The 16,808-nt window shown below is 65.5% G+C and carries 13 protein-coding genes; 9 read left to right on the top strand and 4 right to left on the bottom strand.

What is annotated here, in order from left to right:
* Positions 1-31 precede the first annotated feature (31 nt).
* The 3 genes from ACTJLF_RS20800 (at position 32) to ACTJLF_RS20790 (ending at position 5,244) form a co-directional block, all read left to right on the top strand.
* Complete coding sequence (locus tag ACTJLF_RS20800) at positions 32-3,868, top strand: YadA-like family protein (RefSeq protein ID WP_440883877.1); 3,837 nt, start codon at positions 32-34, stop codon at positions 3,866-3,868.
* 37 nt (positions 3,869-3,905) lie between these two features.
* Positions 3,906-4,778 (top strand): OmpA family protein, encoded by an 873-nt coding sequence (locus ACTJLF_RS20795; protein ID WP_440883843.1) that lies wholly within the window; start codon positions 3,906-3,908, stop codon positions 4,776-4,778.
* Between the two features lie 112 nt (positions 4,779-4,890).
* Complete coding sequence (locus ACTJLF_RS20790) at positions 4,891-5,244, top strand: hypothetical protein (RefSeq protein ID WP_354327916.1); 354 nt, start codon at positions 4,891-4,893, stop codon at positions 5,242-5,244.
* Between the two features lie 5 nt (positions 5,245-5,249).
* Here the strand turns inward: ACTJLF_RS20790 and ACTJLF_RS20785 are convergent, their stop codons facing one another.
* Complete coding sequence (locus ACTJLF_RS20785; protein WP_132801073.1) at positions 5,250-5,537, bottom strand: hypothetical protein; 288 nt, start codon at positions 5,535-5,537, stop codon at positions 5,250-5,252.
* Between the two features lie 288 nt (positions 5,538-5,825).
* Between ACTJLF_RS20785 and ACTJLF_RS20780 the strand changes: the two genes are divergently transcribed.
* From ACTJLF_RS20780 to ACTJLF_RS20760, 5 genes are all read left to right on the top strand, one after another.
* Positions 5,826-6,014: a hypothetical protein gene (locus tag ACTJLF_RS20780; RefSeq protein WP_132754939.1), complete on the top strand. Its 189-nt coding sequence runs from the start codon at positions 5,826-5,828 to the stop codon at positions 6,012-6,014.
* Positions 6,015-6,018: 4 nt separating this feature from the next.
* On the top strand, positions 6,019-6,288 hold the full coding sequence (locus tag ACTJLF_RS20775) for a hypothetical protein (RefSeq protein ID WP_440883842.1): 270 nt from the start codon (positions 6,019-6,021) through the stop codon (positions 6,286-6,288).
* Between the two features lie 135 nt (positions 6,289-6,423).
* Positions 6,424-6,849 (top strand): CBS domain-containing protein, encoded by a 426-nt coding sequence (locus ACTJLF_RS20770; RefSeq protein ID WP_019657011.1) that lies wholly within the window; start codon positions 6,424-6,426, stop codon positions 6,847-6,849.
* Between the two features lie 309 nt (positions 6,850-7,158).
* Positions 7,159-8,478: a C4-dicarboxylate transporter DctA gene (locus tag ACTJLF_RS20765; protein ID WP_132801071.1), complete on the top strand. Its 1,320-nt coding sequence runs from the start codon at positions 7,159-7,161 to the stop codon at positions 8,476-8,478.
* Between the two features lie 32 nt (positions 8,479-8,510).
* Complete coding sequence (locus ACTJLF_RS20760) at positions 8,511-9,218, top strand: GntR family transcriptional regulator (RefSeq protein ID WP_019657009.1); 708 nt, start codon at positions 8,511-8,513, stop codon at positions 9,216-9,218.
* A gap of 268 nt (positions 9,219-9,486) precedes the next feature.
* Here ACTJLF_RS20760 and ACTJLF_RS20755 read toward each other — a convergent pair whose 3' ends face one another.
* The 3 genes from ACTJLF_RS20755 to ACTJLF_RS20745 form a co-directional block, all read right to left on the bottom strand.
* Complete coding sequence (locus tag ACTJLF_RS20755; protein ID WP_132801068.1) at positions 9,487-9,876, bottom strand: hypothetical protein; 390 nt, start codon at positions 9,874-9,876, stop codon at positions 9,487-9,489.
* An 87-nt stretch (positions 9,877-9,963) separates the two neighbouring features.
* Positions 9,964-10,242 (bottom strand): DUF7710 domain-containing protein, encoded by a 279-nt coding sequence (locus tag ACTJLF_RS20750; RefSeq protein ID WP_132801065.1) that lies wholly within the window; start codon positions 10,240-10,242, stop codon positions 9,964-9,966.
* Positions 10,239-15,146 carry an RHS repeat-associated core domain-containing protein gene (locus ACTJLF_RS20745; protein WP_440883841.1) on the bottom strand — a complete coding sequence of 1,636 codons (4,908 nt, stop codon included), beginning with the start codon at positions 15,144-15,146 and terminating at the stop codon, positions 10,239-10,241. Before ACTJLF_RS20745 ends, ACTJLF_RS20750 begins: the two co-directional genes overlap by 4 nt.
* Positions 15,147-15,636: 490 nt before the next feature.
* Between ACTJLF_RS20745 and ACTJLF_RS20740 the strand changes: the two genes are divergently transcribed.
* Positions 15,637-16,752, top strand: a complete 1,116-nt coding sequence (locus tag ACTJLF_RS20740) for an AI-2E family transporter (RefSeq protein ID WP_126183289.1) — start codon at positions 15,637-15,639, stop codon at positions 16,750-16,752.
* Positions 16,753-16,808 lie beyond the last annotated feature (56 nt).

The raw sequence follows: 16,808 nt of genomic DNA, 5'->3' as shown, positions 1-16,808 counted from the left end.
GCACTTTCGCGCGGGGGTCATGAGTGCGCTGATGGCCTTGGGCGGACTCGGAGGCGCCTCGATGGCGCAGGCGCAGGCGAACTGCACGGTGTCGCCGTACTTTGTCTACAGCGGCAGTTCGACGTGCGCGGGGTTCCAGTCCCAGGCGACGATGGGCGGAGCTACGGCCATCGGATTCAACGCCCTCAGTACGCAGATAAATGCCACGACCCTCGGCTACAACGCCATCGCCTCGGCGGTCAATGCGCTCTACCTGGGTGCTCGCTCTGCGCCCGGCACGGGCGCGACCGCCGAGTCGTCGGTCGCCATCGGCACCGACGTCACCTCCAGCGGTTTGTCGGCTATCGGAATCGGCGTGCAGTCGCAAGCAACTGGAAAGAATGGCATCGCCATGGGGGCGCAGGCCATTGCGGGAGCGGAGGGTGGTGTTGCAGTAGGTGGCGGTGCTGCAAGTTCGGCATTCAACGGCATATCAGTTGGCGCCGGAGCCAAGGCCTCGGGAGTCAACTCCGTTTATCTGGGCGCTCGCACCGCCCCGGCGACAGGTTCCCTGAGCGAGAGCGCGATCGGAATCGGGACGGACGTGACCGCGAGCAATACATACGCGACCGCCATCGGCTTCAATACGACGGCGACCGGGCTGCGCAGCGTCGCCCTTGGATACCGCGCAAACGCGCTCGCGCTCGATACTATCGCGCAAGGCAACAGCGCCAACGCGGCTGCCCAGAATGCCATTGCGATCGGCTTCCAGTCGATCGCATCAAAGCTCAATTCCATCAATCTTGGCTCGCGCACGGTGCCGGGAACGGGCGCCACGGCCGAGGGCGCCATCGCCGTCGGTACGGACGTGGAGGCGTCCCAGACTCGCGCTATCGCCATGGGTCTCGCAAACCGCGCGGGCGGCGTCGACGCACTTTCGATCGGTACGCGGACGAACGCGGCTGCCGACAATGCCACTGCGCTCGGCTCGGGCGGCACCACCGCAGCTAACGCCGTACGCGCCTCGGGAACCGGATCGCTGGCGCTTGGCGGCAATGCGACCGCAGGCGCCAATGCAGCGGGTACCAATGCGATTGCCGTCGGCGGTGAGTCCTCCGCGACCCAGACGGAAGCGATCGCAGTGGGCCGCCTGTCCACCGCCTCGGCCCTGAACACCATCGCCGTCGGCAGCAACGCCCGGGCGGATTCGGCCCAGGCGGTTTCGATCGGCACCAACGCCACCGCCACAGGCGGCAAGGCGGTCTCGATCGGCTCCGGCAACACTGCCTACGGCAACGGCGCCGTGGCCATCGGCGACCCGAGCTTCGCGAGCGGCACGGGTGCCTTCGTCGGCGGCGCGGACAACATCGCCAACAGCGACGGCACGGCCTCGGCGACTGCCGCCAACCAGGCCAATGGCGCGGTCGCCATCGGCAATGGCAACAAGGCGATCGGCCAAGGGTCGGTGGCATTGGGCAATGGCTCCACCGCTGGTGCCATCGGCAAGGCGGGCAGCGTGGCTGTCGGCGATGCGGCGACGGCGGCGGCCAATGCGGGTGACGTCGCCCTGGGCTCCGGTTCGGTCACCGCGACAGCGGTGGGAACGCCCAGCGCGACCATCGGCGGCACGGTCTACAACTTCAAGGGCACCACGCCGGCGAGCACCGTGAGCGTGGGCAGCGTGGGTGCCGAGCGCACGATCACCAACGTGGCGGCCGGCCGGATCTCCGACACCTCGACCGATGCCATCAACGGCTCGCAGCTGAACGCCACGAACCTTCAGGTCACGAAGAACACCGCCGACATCACCAACATCAACGCCGGCGGCGGCATCAAGTACTTCCACGCCAACTCGACCCAGCCCGACTCGCAGGCGGTGGGAGCGGAATCCGTCGCCATCGGCCCGAACGCCGTGGCCAACAACGCCGGCGCCGTGGCGCTGGGCTCCGGTTCTGTTACGGACGTGGCAGTCGGCACCGCGAACACGGTGATCGGCGGCACGACGTACAAGTTCGCCGGCGCTGCTCCGGGCAGCACGGTCAGCATCGGTGCTCCCGGCGCCGAGCGCACGATCACCAACGTGGCCGCGGGCCGGCTCTCCGACACCTCGACCGATGCCGTCAACGGCTCGCAGTTGTACGCCACGAACCTTCAGGTCACGAAGAACACGACAGACATCACGAACATCAACGCCGGTGCAGGCATCAAGTACTTCCACGCGAACTCGACCCAACCCGACTCGCAGGCGCTGGGGACGGATTCCGTGGCCATCGGGCCGAACGCCGTGGCCAACAACGCTGGTGCCGTTGCGCTGGGCTCCGGTTCTGTGACGGACGTGGCAGTCGGCACCGCGAACACGGTGATCAACGGCACGACCTACAACTTCGCCGGCACCACGCCAGCAAGTACGGTCAGCGTCGGCACGGTCGGCGGCGAACGCACGATCACCAACGTGGCGGCCGGCAGGATTTCCGGCTCCTCGACCGATGCGATCAACGGCTCACAGCTGTTCGCCACCAATCAGTCGATCGAGAATCTGAGCAGCACGGTCACCGCGAACAAGATCAGGTACTTCAGCGTCCAGTCCACCGGCGGCGGCAACGAAAACAACAACGGTGCACAGGCGCCCGACGCCGTGGCTGTGGGCAAGGATGCCAGCGCCACCATCGACGGCGCCGTCGCCATCGGCTCGGGCTCCGTCTCCGACCGCGCGATCGCCGCCGGCACCGGCAACATCCCCGCGGGCAGTTCGCTGATCCCCTTCAACACTGCAGACCGCACGCTGCTGGGCGCCCTCTCCGTGGGCAGCGCCACCACCTACCGCCAGATCACCAACGTCGCCGACGGCACGCAGGCGCAGGACGCGGTCACCTTGCGCCAGCTCAGCGGCGCGCTGCAGTCCTTCGCGGTCACGCCGATCCAGTACTTCCACGCCAACTCCACGGCGGCGGATTCGCTGGCGATCGGCGCGGAGTCGGTGGCGGTCGGTCCGCAGACGGTGGTCAACGGCAACAACGGCATCGGCATCGGCAACGGCGCGGTGGTGCAGCAGAGCGCGCCGGGCGGCATCGCGATCGGCCAGGGCTCGACCTCGCACCTGGCCGACTCGATCGCGCTGGGCACGCAGTCGTCCGCCGCCGCCGTGCAGGGCGTGGCGCTCGGTGCGGGCACCAGCGTGACGCAGGCCGGGGGCGTGGCGCTGGGCGCAGGCTCGGTGGCGTCCACCGCGGCGGGCGTGGCCGGCTACGTTCCGCCCACCGCGACCGACGCGCAGCGCATCGCCATCGGCGCGACCACCAGCACGCTGGCGGCCGTGTCGGTAGGCAATGCCGCCAGCGGCCAGTTCCGCCAGATCACCGGCGTGGCCGCGGGCACGGCCGACAGCGACGCCGTCAACGTGTCGCAGCTGCGGGGCGTGCAGGGCCAGGTGGCGGTGATCGACCAATCCACGGTCAAGTACGACACCAACCCCGACGGCTCGACCAACTACAACAGCGTGACCATGGGCGGCAGCAATGCCACCGGTCCGGTGACGGTGCACAACGTGGCACCGGGCGTGGCGGGCACCGATGCCGTCAACGTCAACCAGCTCAACGCGACCAGCGCCGGCCTGAACAACCGCATCAACGCCCTGGGCGACCGACTCGACGGCGTGGAAAAGAACGCCTACGCCGGTGTCGCCGCCGCGATGGCGCTGCAGATGCCCGGCAGCTACGTGCCGGGCAAGACGGTCATGCGCATCGGCGCGGGCTCCTTCAAGGGCCAGAGCGCAGTGGGGGTGAGCTTCCGCCGCACCGCGGACAACAACGCCTGGAGCATCACCGGCGGCGTGGCCACCAGCCGTGCCGGCGTGGGCGCCACCGTCGGCGCGGAATGGGTCTTCAACTGAAGGGAAGGCGACACAGATGAACCGGACGAACTCCATCATGAACAAGCCTCTTCGCACCAGGGCCGTTTTCACCGCTTCCACGATCTGCATGGCCGCGCTGCTGGCCGGCGGGTGCGCCAGCTACTCGATCACCCCTGAGATGCAGGCCCGGGCCGCCGCGGAGAACCCGGCACCGCCGAGGGACGACGACTTCCCCGCGCCGGGCTCGGCCACGTGGAAGCAAGGCGCCTTCCCGAATCTCGAGGCCCTGCGCGCGATGCGCACCGGCATGGGCAAGGACCAGGTGCGCGAACTGCTGGGCTTTCCGCACTTCAGCGAGGGGCTGGGCGGCGTGCGCGAGTGGAACTACATCTTCCATTTCCGCACGGGCGCCGGCCCCGAGTACCTCACCTGCCAGTACATGGTGCGCTTCAACGCGGACGTGCTGACGAACGGCATGTACTGGAAGGGCCCCGGCTGTGCCGACCTGCTGCGGCCGCCGCGCGTGGCGGCCGCGCCCGTTGCCACCACTCCGTCGGCGGCCCCGGCCACGAGGACCACCCTCGGCGCCGACGGCCTGTTCCGCTTCGACGGCCGCTCGCTGTCCGACCTGCTGCCCGAGGGCCGGCGCAGGCTCGAAACGCTGGCAAGCGACATCCGCAGCGCCGGCCCGGTGGAGTCGATCGGCATCACCGGACACACCGACCGCCTCGGCAGCGCCGCCTACAACCAGGCGCTCTCGCTGGCGCGTGCCGAGACCGTTCGCGACTACCTCGTGCGCTCGGGCGTCCCCGCGCAGGCCATCCACGTGCAGGGCAAGGGCGAGACGGAACCGAAGGTGCAGTGCACGCAGCCCGCGAAGCGGGCCGAACTGATCGACTGCCTCGCGCCGAACCGCCGCGTCGAGATCGAGGTGTTCGTGCGGCGCTAGCGCGCCCAGCGTGTTCCCGGCGCCCCGCATCACTTCCGTCGGCGCGAGGGGCAGTCGTCCGACATGGCGTCCCGCAACCGCGGCCCAGATTGGTTTCTTTGCGGAGGCCGCCATGGACGGACCCGACCTCAGGATATTTGCCGCCATCGCAGCGCTCTGCCTGGCTGCGGCCCAGGCTGCAGCGCAGCGGGCGCCCTTGCCCCTGCCCGCCGAGATCGACGCGAGCGGCCCGGGCAAGCCCAAGGGCGAAGGCAACGCGCGCAACGCAGCGCAGCAGGCTCGGAAAGAGTCTGACTACCGCGCGGCCCTGAAGAAGTGCGACGAGCTTCAGGCCGCGGCGGCGCGAGCGGCATGCAGCGCACAGGCCGAGAAGGACTACGCCGGCAACGACACCGTCATTCAGGATCAACGGCCCGCCCCGCCCACCAACCCCAGCGGCGCATCGCCGAACAAGCGCGTGCCCTGAGCGCCTCAGAACTTCGAAGCCACGCTCGGCCGCGGCTCCTCGGCCGCACTGCTCTCGTCGTCGGCCCTCGCAATGCGAAGCCGCGCCTGCTCGTGCCGCAGCGCAAGTTCTTCGCGGCGCTCCCTCGAAGCGGCGTCGCCCGCGCCATGTCCGCCATCGTCGAAATCGATCAGGAACTGCGACTCCTCGAATGTGAGCCCTTGAAGAACCTCCTGGCTTCTCGCGTTGATGGCCAGGAGGCCGTGCGACAGCAGGCGTGCGCGCCGTTCGCTGGATAACTGAAGCATCTGCATGAAAGCTTCCTTTCCCGTGCGCAGCCATGTTGCGCCGCGTATGGGTGGCTTCGGTGGGAATCGGCAGCAGCCTGGCGTGAGACCCGTCCGGCAGCGCGGCGGTGCGTCGGCGTGGACTGACGGCTGCATCGCCGCACGTCCTATCGACGCACCCCTGATGCTTTCTAGCCTGGGTTTCGTGCGCCGCGAACTGATCGCGAACTGATCGGGCCGGGCGAATGAGGAGCCGATCCGTTCCTAGGTCCCCCTTCTGGGTGCAACGAGAGCCGCCGCCCCAAGGAGATCGATATGAAGAAACTCACCTACAGCTGCGCTGCCGCTCATTGCCCCAAGGCACTCTCGACTCGTGCGCAGATGAATGTTCCGGCGACGCCCGCGGGCGATGCTGCAGGTTCCGAATGCAAGGCTGGTTGGACCTCATGCGATGCCATCGAGGAGCAAAAGGGCAAGGCCGACTTCCAGGCGACGACGAAGTGATGCGATGGAAGAACAACGAGCGAACGAGAAGGCGCCCAGCGACGTGAACGACATGCACGACATGCAGCAGGAGCGCGGCTCTGCAGGTGCCCGGCGCGAAGACCGCCGGGTGTTCGCCTGGGGCATCGTGGCGGCAGTGGTCGCGCTGCTGGCGGCGGGTGCCTACTTCCACGTGCTGCAGAAGCGATTCGAAGTGCCGGCGGAACTGCCCGCCACGCCGACGGCGCCCCTGCCACCGGGCGAGCAGGCCCCGGGTGCACCTCGCAGCAGATAGCTCTTTCACGTCGCCCTCGACACCACTGCCTTTGCCGCGCTTCTCCTACACGTTCGGCGCTGGAGTGGAATAGACCCGGGCTGTACGCAGTCGCAGCCTCACGCAAGCCATGACTCTCAGGAAAGGGCCCCCCAGATGCGAAAGATCCACGAAGTGATGACCCGCGAAGTCGAGGTCATCAGCCCCGATGCGACCGTCGAGGAAGCCGCACAGCGCATGCGCGACGGCGACTTCGGGATGATGCCGGTGGGCGAGAACGACCGCATGGTGGGCGCGATCTCGGACCGCGACATCGCGGTTCGCGGCATCGCGGAGGGCCGCGGCGCAAAGGCCAAGGTGCGCGACGTGATGTCCGCCGGCATCCGCTGGGCGTACGAAGACGATCGCCTCGACCACGCGGCGCAGATCATGGCTGCCCACCAGATCAGGCGCCTTCCGATCGTCAACCGCGACAAGCGGCTCGTGGGCATCCTCTCTCTCGCCGACGTGGCAGTGAAGCAGCGAAGCACCAGGCCGGTGACAGACGCACTCTGCGGCATTTCGCAGCCGGTTGCCGCCTGAGCCGGGAACCGGGGCTCGTCTGGCGCCCGCTTGCTGTCCGGCGTGCCGTCGGCCCTGACCCGCCACGGCCTCACCAAACCGCTGCCGGGGCGCTGCGTTCCGCGGCTCCAAGCGACTCCTCAGCCCACTTTCTGAACGAGCCGCTGCGTGCGCCCGATCTGTCGGCGAACGCGGTCGTGCGCTCCCGGCGATGCCCGGGAATACCCTCTGATCGCCTCGAAGTCTTCTTGCCTACATTTCTTGCATGCAAGAAATGGCAAGCCTTGCATGCAAAACCTCGACAAGACAGACTGACAGGAGATCTTCCTCATGCCCCGCTTCGCCAAATCGCTTTTCGGTCAGGTGGTCATCGCGCTGGTGCTCGGCGTGCTCGTGGGGCTGGTCGCTCCCGAGTTCGCCGCAAAGCTCAAGCCGCTCGGTGACGGTTTCATCAAGCTGATCAAGATGATCATCCCCGTGCTGGTGTTCTGCGTGGTGGTGCACGGCATCGCCGGCGCGGGAGACCTGAAGCGCGTGGGCCGGGTGGGCGTGAAGTCGCTCATCTACTTCGAGGTGCTGACCACCATCGCGCTGGCCATGGGGCTGGTGCTGGGCTTCGTGTTCCAGCCGGGCGCGGGCATGAACGTCGACCCGTCCAAGCTCGACCCGGCCGCGATGAGCGCCTATGCCTCGAACGCCGACAAGCTCACGAGCGGCGGCACGGTCGAGTTCCTGATGAAGCTGATCCCCACGACGGTGGTGAACGCCTTCGCGACTGGCGACGTGCTGCAGGTGCTGCTGTTCGCGGTGCTCTTCGGCTGCGCGCTCACGCTGCTGGGCGAGCGCGGCAAGCCGGTGGCCGTGGTGGTGGATGCGCTCTCGCTGGTGCTCTTCAAGATCATGGGCATCATCATCAAGCTGGCGCCGCTGGGCGTGCTGGGCGCCATCGCGTTCACGGTGGGCCAGTACGGCATCGGCTCGCTCAAGCAGCTGGGCATGCTGGTCGCCCTCTTCTACGGCGCGGTGCTGGTCTTCGTGTTCGTGGTGCTGGGCGTGGTGATGCGCATGTCGGGCTTCAGCCTCATCAAGCTGCTGCGCTACCTGCGCGAGGAGCTCACCATCGTCTTCGCCACCACCTCTTCCGACAGCGTGCTGCCGCAGGTCATGGCCAAGCTGCGCCGCATGGGCATCCGCGATTCGACGGTGGGCCTTGTCATTCCCACCGGCTACTCGTTCAACCTCGACGCGTTCTCGATCTACATCACGCTGGCGGCCGTGTTCATCGCGCAGGCCACCAACACGCCGATCTCGATGGCCGACCTGCTGACGATCCTGGCGATCGCGCTGGTCACCTCCAAGGGCGCGCACGGCGTGCCGGGCTCGGCCATCGTGGTGCTGGCGGCCACGCTGCACGCCATTCCGGCGATTCCCGCCATCGGGCTGGTGCTGGTGCTGTCGGTCGACTGGTTCATGGGCATCGCCCGCGCGCTGGGCAACCTGATCGGCAACTGCGTGGCGACCGTGGCCATCGCCGCCTGGGAGGGCGACATCGACCGCGAACGCGCCCATGCGGTGCTCGACGGCAACTACTCGCCCGACGACGAGCCGCTGGCCGAAGCCGGGGCCGTGGTAAACACCGCGAGCCACTGAAGAGACCACCACAGGAAAGACCGGACCGCCTCATGCCCGCCCCCGACGTCAGCCCCACCGTCATCGCCGAACGCGTCGTCGAGGCCATCCTCGCGCAGAAGCTCGCGCCGGGCGAACGGCTCGGCGAGCAGGCGCTTGCGGAGAACTTCTCGGTGAGTCGCACCATGGTGCGCGAGGCGCTGATGCAGCTGCAGGCGCGCGGCTTCGTCGAGGTGCAGTCGCGCCGCGGCTGGTACGTGGTGGAGCCCTCCGCGGAGGAAGCGCGCGACGCGTTCTCGGCCCGGCGCATCGTCGAGGCCGGCATCCTCGAGGCCAGCGAAGGCCGGCCGCTCGCGAAGGTGATCCGCAAGCTGCGCGACCACATCGCCGACGAACAGCGCGCCATCGAGGGTGCCGACGCCGCCACCCGCGCCTTCCTGCTGGCCGATTTCCACGTCTGCCTGGCCGAGCAGATGGGGCACCAGCTGCTCGTCGACGTGCTGCGCGACCTCACCGCACGGACCACGCTGGCGGCCACGCTCTACCAATCGAAGCACGAGGCCGGGCAGTCCTGCGCGGAGCACGGCGCGATCGTCGCGGCGCTAGAGGCCGGGGACACGGCCGGGGCGCGGCGGCTGATGCTGGAGCACATCGGCAATGTCGAGCGGGCCCTGGAGGTGGATGCGGCGGCGGAGCCGGATGCGACCAGCAGGCTGAGGGCTACGCTGGCGCCGGTGGCGTTGCCGCGGGCGCGGCGGTGAGTCGCGGGGTTTGCGCCCGCAGCGCTGGAGCAGTTGATCTAGCCGCTCGGCTTGCAGTGATCCGTGTCCCGTCAGGAAATGCGCCTTTGGTGATCCGTCGCTCTACGGCGGCAGCAGTCAGATACACGCTCGCTGAAGAGATGGGCTGCTAATGGCCTGGGCTTCCCCAACACCGAATCGAACGTCGGGTTTCCATTGCTGATGTGGGCCCCATGCGGCCCAGCGGTATCGACAAACTTCACATCCAAGTCGAGTCTCGTAGCTGGGGCTACTCGCGTATGTCGATGCCAGGCGGGTTGATGGCCGAAACCACCTCCACATCAGAGCCGAAGTCGTATCTCGGCGGCACTTGGCCCGACAGCCTCTCGTACAGAGCTCGAAGGTAAGCAGGCTTATCTTCGACTTCGTCCAAGGATACGGACTGTGGGACCACGTAGCCCCAGAACTGTTCGAATTTGCCGGACGACAAGATGAACCCGATGGCTTCCAGAACCCTCTGTTTGCTCAATGGACCAAAGCGATCAAAGTCTGCTTTCATTGCATCGAAGAGTCTGGAACGACAGTTCTCTTCGTTGATGTGAAAGTCATCCAGATCATCATCACTCATGGCCAGAAGAAAGTAATCCAGCTCACGGATGTAGCGGGGGAATATTTTCATCAGGGAAGGGAGTCGAATTTCAAGCAGACGGGATCATTGGGAAATTCAATTTTACGAATTTAAATCGAAACTCAAACTCAGCCCAAATTAATCCGAATTTCCATCTTCGAAATGCATGTGTTCTTGCGCTGCGCTCGAGAACCTTCCTATGAACTCCGGCGTTGAATCCCTCTCCGACCTGATTTTGAAATTACCACTTTCAATCGCCCAATCATAAGCCGAAACACCCAGTGGGTATTTAGTTAAAACTCCAGTTAATTGATACTTTTTTATCCAACCCAAAGCATCCTCCTTGATCGCAAATACTGCCGAAGGAAATTTCGCATTAACCCCATTAAAAACCCAAACTTCCTTAATATCAGTCATTCACATTCCTCAGGCAAATTTCCATATCGATGCCACCGCTGGATTTTATCAACAGACGATCTTAATTTAGGTTTATTGTTTTGAATAAAATCCCGCTGTACGGCGGTCAACTCTTCGGATCGATTTATTGGCTTTCCATTTTGTCCGATCTGAATGTTCAAACCCCCCTCACCTCTCAAATGAAAATGAGCGGGCGCATGATCGCCGCTTCGAACGTAGTGCTCCAAACGTAGCGCGCCATCTTGTGCAATGACTTTTTCAGGCAACTTCGGTTCAGTAGAGTTTTTCTTGCTTTGACATGGTTTTTGTTTTTTCTGATCATTTCTGGCTAGGCCTAGCGGATCCACCCATTGACAAGGGTTTGGCGCATATTGGTAAATATTATTCCCGCCATCCAGGCCGATCGGATCTCGACTTACGTACCTACCGCAGAAGGGGTCGTAATAGCGATACCGGTTGTAATGCAGCCTCGTCTCTTCATCCCAGTACTGCCCTTGAAAGCGGATGGAGTTTCGAAAACCAGCCCGCCGTCCAGCCTCACTGATCGCCTGCCGCGCCTCCCCCCAAGCCTTGTAGCTCGCCGACCACGCCACACGCCCCTCATGATCCGTCAGCTCCTGCGGCGTGCCCAGATGGTCGCACTGGTAGAAGCCGATCTCTTCCCTGGCGAATGGCGCGGGCGTTCGACTCTGTTCGCCGTTCCATAGCGGGTCCAGATCAATGTCGTAGCGACCGCCGTTGTCGGCCATCAGCGCCTTCACATCCGTCGTCTGGCTCAACACGACCGGCTGGGCTTGTCGAATCTGCACCAGCGGCACGAACGACCCGGGTTCATGGATGTAGTGGACGCTGTCGCCTTGCCAGGCATGCGCCCGCCAGCCCTCCGTGCTCTGCGTGCCCTCCGTGCTCTGCGTGCCCTCCGTGCTCTGCGTGCTCTGCGTGCTCTGCGTGCTCTGCGTGCTCTCGAACGCCAGCGTGTCGCCGTCCCAGCCGAACAAGGTGCAGGCATGCCGCGTGCGCTTGGCGATGCGCCGGCCCAGGGGGTCGTAGCTAAAGGTCGTGGTTTCGCCGAAGGTCTCGGCGCTGCGCATTCGGTTGTAGCCGTCCCAGGTGAACACGGTCTTCTCGCCTTTGCGGCTGCGCTCGACGAGGTTGCCGCGCTCGTCCCACTTGTAGCGGGTGCCGGCGTAGTCCTTCAGGAGGTTGTCCATCAGCTTGCCGACCGAGCCGCGACCGTCAGCGCCCCCGCGAACGGGGACGCGATGGGTGATGCGGCCTGCCGGCTCCGCTGTGCCTTCGGCTTCTGAAGAAGGGTTGCCGATGTTCCCCGCCGGATCGAACGCGAAGGTCTCCCGTCCCAATCGGCTGTTGGCTTCGAGCAGCCGCCCTACGGGGTCATAGCGGTAGCTCAGGTTGCCGCGCCGGCTGTCGCCGATGGAGATCAACTGGCCGGCCCTGTCGTACTGGTAGCTGCGGCGGATGCCGGTGGGCTGAAGCGCGTCGCGCCTGGTCTGGGAGATCTGCTGCTCCAGCAATCGGCCGGCCGGGTCGTAGCTCTGCTTTTGCAGGAGCCCGTTGCCCTGTTCGCGCGCAATCTCTCGGTGAAGGTCGTCGCGCTCGAAGCCCAGAATCTCCTGCCCGTCGACGAGCAATCCGTGCACGTGGCCGGAGCCATAGGTGAGCCACTGAGTCACATGACCGTCTGGGCGGATGGTCGCGACGCGCTGGTTGAGTTCGTCGTAGCCGTGCTGCCAGACCGCGGTGCGGGCGCCCTCCAGGTAGTGCTGGTGCTCGCGCGTCAGGTTGCCCGCGGGGTCGTAGAACCATTGAAGCTTCGCGTCGCTATTGCCGGCTTTGACCAATCGGCCGTTCCGGTCGTAGGCAAAGCTCTCGGCAGCACCGTCGGCGCTGCGCTCGATGAGGCGGCCGATCGGGTCGAATTGCAGATGCGTGGTTTGACCGCCGTCGACCACTTCCGTCAGCGCCCCAGTGGAGTCGTCATAGATGTAGCTTGTGGTCTTGCGGTCGAAGCCCACTTCTTCGAGCAAGCGCCCCACGGGGTCGTAGCGGAAGTCGTAACGGCTGCCGTTCTCGTTGTGCAGTTCGCTCAAACGTCCCAGAAGATCCCAGCGGTACTTGAGCGTGTGCCCTGCCGCGTCGGTGCGCTGGGACACGAGGCCGGACCGCGTGTAGCCATAGCGCGTCCTGCGCCCCAGCGCATCGGTGTGCGCGAGCAGGCGCCCTTCGGCATCGTGCACGAAATGCTCGCTGCTGTTGTCCGGCAGGATGATTTCCTCGAGTCGACCCGGACGGTTGGCGTCCGCTGCGACAGCCGCCTTTCCCTGTTCGTTCGCGCTCGTATAGCGATAGCGCGTGCTGTGGCCCATGGCATCGGTCGCCTTGACCAGGCGTCCCTGCTCGTCGTATTCCCACCGCGTGGTCTTGCCCGAGCAATCGGTGTGGCTGGCAAGTTGGCCCGCAGGGGTGTAGGTCAGCGTCTTGATGCCGCCCTTCGCATCGGTGATTCGCACGGGCCGGCCGGCCTTGTCGTAGGCGTACGCGGTCTTGTGTCCCAGCGGGTCGATCTCTTCGACGAGGTTGCCGCCAGCGTCGTAGTCGCGCGTCCAGACGCCACCCTCGGCGTCGCGCAGGCCCGTCATGCGTCCGCGACTGTCGTGCGCAAAGTGCACCTGGCTGCCGTCGGCCCGCGTGTGTGTCCGCAGGTTGCCGTCGGCGTCGTAGCTGAAGTCGTCGGTGCTGCCGTCGGTACGGACATGCCGCGTGATGTTCTTCGCTTCATCGCGAAAGAACCACTCCTGGCGCTTGTCGGGATGGATGATCCGGTAGGTGTAGCCAAGGATGTCGTAGTAGTACCAGGTCTCTGCGCCGAGCGCGTCGGTCGCATAGGTCAAGCGGATGTTCCTGTCCCACTCCAGCCTGAGGGCGAAGCTCCCGTCATCGCTCCATTCGCGCACCGCCCTGGCATCGACGCCGGTGCCGTCGTATTCGAGGTTCATGCCCCGGCCCGTGCGGTCGGTGTATCGGGTCACGAGGTGATGGCTGTAGCGGTAGTTCCAGGTCTCGCCGTTTTCGTCCTGAGCCGAGACGAGGTCGCCTTCGGCGTCGTGCACATAGGCGGCGAGCTGACGCACGACCTGACCGCCCTTGATCTCCCACAGGCTGGTAATCAACCCGCTTCGCGCATCGGGACGAGTGCCCACATGGGCCATCGTGACATCGCCCTGCTTGCTGACGATGTCGCTCAAGACCTGTTCGCCGGTGGATGCGATCACGTGGTCGTAGCGCAGGCCGATGCTGGCTTCCTTGCCGGCATGCTGCGAGACGAGCCGGAAGTGCTGCCTGCCTTGCGTAGCGACCTTGCGAGCCGCGGTATCCACCAGCTCGTAGATCTCGCGCCAGTCGCCGGCCTCCCCCGCCGGTGCGGCCTTGCCGAAATCAACGCTCAACAGCGTCTCGCTCAGCCGCGTCAGCGTCGCTTCTTCGATGGCATCGCGGTAGCTCTGACCCACGGCCAGCAGCGGGTAGGCATGGCTGCGGCCGTCTGCGCCGTGGTAGATCAGGCTGAGCTCGCCGGCCCGCAGACCTTGGGCCGGCGTGGCGATGTCCACGCGAGTGCTGTAGGGCGTGAGCCATCTTGCGCCGAGGCTGCCCTCGTCGAAAGCGCCAAGATTGCTGCGGTAGGTGCGCGCCCAGGTGATCGGCAACGGCGCAACCAGCGCGAAGTCGACATGGGTGAAGCTTTCGCAGCCGGTCGCAAGGCTGATGGCGAACTTGCTTGAAGAGGGAACCTGTGCGCCGGAAAGCGGACAGTTCTTGCAACCGGGATCACCCTTGACGGGCGCCTGCACGCGGAGGTGCTCGACCTGGGTGTCGGGCCTGCTTCTTCTTGCTTCGGCACCTGCACCGGGCGGCACCATGGCCGCACGCAGGCTCTTCTTCTGCGCCATGGCCGACAGCAGCTGGCGCAGCAGCCACATGATGCTGCCCTGCAGTTCCTGGTTGGCTAGGTCCGCCAGTTGCCTGCGGAAGTCCGCCTTCAGGGCACCCAGGCTATCGATCACCTCGTTGACCCTGGCCCTGACGCTTTCGGGCAGATAGGCGGCGGCCTTCCTGGCGGCGTAGTTGGCGGCGCGCTTGGCCGTGCCTTCGGAATACTTCACCGCCCGGCGCCACATGCCGCTCCACGCGCTTTGGGTCTTGGGGTCGTAGTCGTTGGCTTCCGCCGCGCCCGGCCTGGCGACGGTGAAGAGGTCCTGGCCGCCGAGCACGCGCTGAAGGATGCCGATCAGGTTGTCCAGGATGCCGTCTGAGAGCCTCGCGCAATCTTCCAGAATGCCCGAGAGCCTTGCGATGGCTCCATCGATGAAGGTTTCCAGCTCACCGACGATGGATGCATTCAGGTGCCCCACGAGCATGGTGACGATGGTCCCGCCGAGGTTCCTGGCCCCATGCAGGAGCTCCTGCTTGACCAGATGCAGCGTGGGTCGCAGGCTCATGCGCGCTGCGGCCATGGTGGGTGGTGCGGGAATCAGTCCGATGAGATTGATGCCCAGGCTGGCCCAGTTCAGGAACCTGGTGGCGGCATCGGTCGACTTCTTCTCGAGGATGGTGACGATGTCGAGAAAAACATCCACCAGCGCCATGATGTTGCCCACGATCGGGATGCTGCCCAGCACCGTGGTCAGCCGCTCGAGCGTGACATAACCGCCGGTGAAGGACCGCAGCCATTCGTCCACCACCTTGCTCGCGGCGGCGATATCTTCCTTGGCGATGGTGTTCAGCGGGGCGACGGCCGTCTGAGGTTCTCGCTCGGCATTCGATGTCGATGCGGGCTGGCCTTGAGGTATGCCCGATGGTGGCCGCTGGGGCGTGCCTGTTCCCATTGTTCAGTCTCCCTGACTGCGTCTGTTTGCGTGGCGAAAATCAATTGGGAAAGAAAGAGGCGTGGCAGCGCCTGCCGCACCGAACCGGCTGCGGTACCGGCGGCGAAAGTGGCTATGGCTATGTAACCGGGCTGCCGACCTGCGGAATTACGGCGCCTCTGCCGACGTGACCCGAATTCGGGTGCGTCGGATCATGTGATGTACCGATGCGTGCAAGCACCACAAAACATCCACGGCCCGCCAAGCAATGGCCGTGCACGAATAACAATTGCAAATTGAGCTCACGCCCACCTCCCTCTTTTTGTTTGTTGCAAATAATTCTAGGAAGCGAGCCGGCGCAAACACGGCCACCCTGGAATAACGAGCGGGCTTTGGTGCGATTTATCTCGATATTCGCAATGCAAGAAAGCAGCCCCCGGATCGATCGCGTGAATTGCAGCCGGCCGATGGGGCCTGCCGTCGCCGCGCTCGGCTACAGTCCGAGACACTTATGAACTCACCCCAACTCCAGCGCGGCGTGTTCCTCGCCCTTCTCGCCGCCGTGACTGCCGCCTTCCTCTGGGTGCTGATGCCGTTCTTCGGCGCGGTGCTGTGGGGCGTGGCGCTGGCGATCCTGTTCACGCCGCTCTACAAGAAGCTGCTGAGGAGGATGCGCGGCAAGCCCAATGCGGCGGCGCTGTCCACGCTGGCGATCTGCCTGTTCATCGTGATCCTGCCGCTGGCCATGGTGGGGGTTTCGCTGGTGCAGGAAGTCGCGCTGGTCACGCAGAACATCCGGTCGGGGCAGATCAACTTCGCGGCCTACTTCCAGCAGATCCTCGATGCCTCGCCGCAGTGGCTGCTGAACCTGGTCGAGCGCTTCAACCTCGGCGACATGGCGGCCTGGCAGGCGCGCATCTCGGCCGCCGCCGGTCAGGCCAGCCAGATCATCGCGAGCCAGGCGCTGACCATCGGGCAGAACACCTTCGACTTCATCGTCAGCTTCTTCGTGATGCTGTACCTGCTTTACTTCCTTGTGCGCGACGGCTCCGATCTCTCGAAGAAGGTGCGCGACGCGTTGCCGCTGGCCAAGCCGCACACCCACTACCTGCTGAACAAGTTCACTACCGTGATCCGCGCCACCGTCAAGGGCAACGTGGCCGTGGCGGTCGCGCAGGGCTCGATCGGCGGGCTCGCCTTCTGGTTCCTCGGCGTGCAGGGCGCGCTGCTGTGGGCGGTGCTGATGGCCTTCCTGTCGCTGCTGCCGGCCGTGGGCGCGGCGCTGATCTGGGGGCCGGTGGCCATCTACTTCCTCGCCACGGGGCATTTCTGGCAGGGCGGCACGCTGATCTTCGTGGGCGTGTTCGTGATCGGCCTGGTCGACAACATCCTGCGCCCCGTGCTGGTGGGCAAGGACACGCAGATGCCCGACTACATCGTGCTGATGTCGACCATCGGCGGCATGGCGATCTTCGGCATCAACGGCTTCGTGATCGGGCCGGTGATCGCGGCGCTGTTCATGGCGGCATGGAGCCTTTTTGCCGACTCCGGCCACGTTGGCCCCGGGCACGACCGGGCCGACGGCACGCAGCAAGGCAAGCACGGCGCCCCGGAAGACAAGGCCTGAGGCCGACGCCATCCACACCCCCGCGCGGGGAGTTCGCTGGTGCAAGCCTGCAGTCC

The organism is Variovorax sp. 22077 (genome assembly GCF_052044195.1).
Classification (GTDB): Bacteria; Pseudomonadota; Gammaproteobacteria; order Burkholderiales; family Burkholderiaceae_C; genus Variovorax; species Variovorax atrisoli.
This window is presented reverse-complemented; position numbering and strand designations above follow the sequence as displayed.

Bases quoted from the DNA above. Each gene is read 5' to 3' on its own strand.
- ACTJLF_RS20755 (WP_132801068.1), bottom strand. From the start codon at position 9,876: ATGAAAATATTCCCCCGCTACATCCGTGAGCTGGATTACTTTCTTCTG.
- ACTJLF_RS20790 (WP_354327916.1), top strand. From the start codon at position 4,891: ATGGACGGACCCGACCTCAGGATATTTGCCGCCATCGCAGCGCTCTGC.
- ACTJLF_RS20780 (WP_132754939.1), top strand. From the start codon at position 5,826: ATGAAGAAACTCACCTACAGCTGCGCTGCCGCTCATTGCCCCAAGGCA.
- ACTJLF_RS20795 (WP_440883843.1), top strand. From the start codon at position 3,906: ATGAACAAGCCTCTTCGCACCAGGGCCGTTTTCACCGCTTCCACGATC.
- ACTJLF_RS20750 (WP_132801065.1), bottom strand. From the start codon at position 10,242: ATGACTGATATTAAGGAAGTTTGGGTTTTTAATGGGGTTAATGCGAAA.
- ACTJLF_RS20785 (WP_132801073.1), bottom strand. From the start codon at position 5,537: ATGCAGATGCTTCAGTTATCCAGCGAACGGCGCGCACGCCTGCTGTCG.
- ACTJLF_RS20775 (WP_440883842.1), top strand. From the start codon at position 6,019: ATGGAAGAACAACGAGCGAACGAGAAGGCGCCCAGCGACGTGAACGAC.
- ACTJLF_RS20770 (WP_019657011.1), top strand. From the start codon at position 6,424: ATGCGAAAGATCCACGAAGTGATGACCCGCGAAGTCGAGGTCATCAGC.
- ACTJLF_RS20765 (WP_132801071.1), top strand. From the start codon at position 7,159: ATGCCCCGCTTCGCCAAATCGCTTTTCGGTCAGGTGGTCATCGCGCTG.
- ACTJLF_RS20800 (WP_440883877.1), top strand. From the start codon at position 32: ATGGCCTTGGGCGGACTCGGAGGCGCCTCGATGGCGCAGGCGCAGGCG.
- ACTJLF_RS20745 (WP_440883841.1), bottom strand. From the start codon at position 15,146: ATGGGAACAGGCACGCCCCAGCGGCCACCATCGGGCATACCTCAAGGC.
- ACTJLF_RS20740 (WP_126183289.1), top strand. From the start codon at position 15,637: ATGAACTCACCCCAACTCCAGCGCGGCGTGTTCCTCGCCCTTCTCGCC.
- ACTJLF_RS20760 (WP_019657009.1), top strand. From the start codon at position 8,511: ATGCCCGCCCCCGACGTCAGCCCCACCGTCATCGCCGAACGCGTCGTC.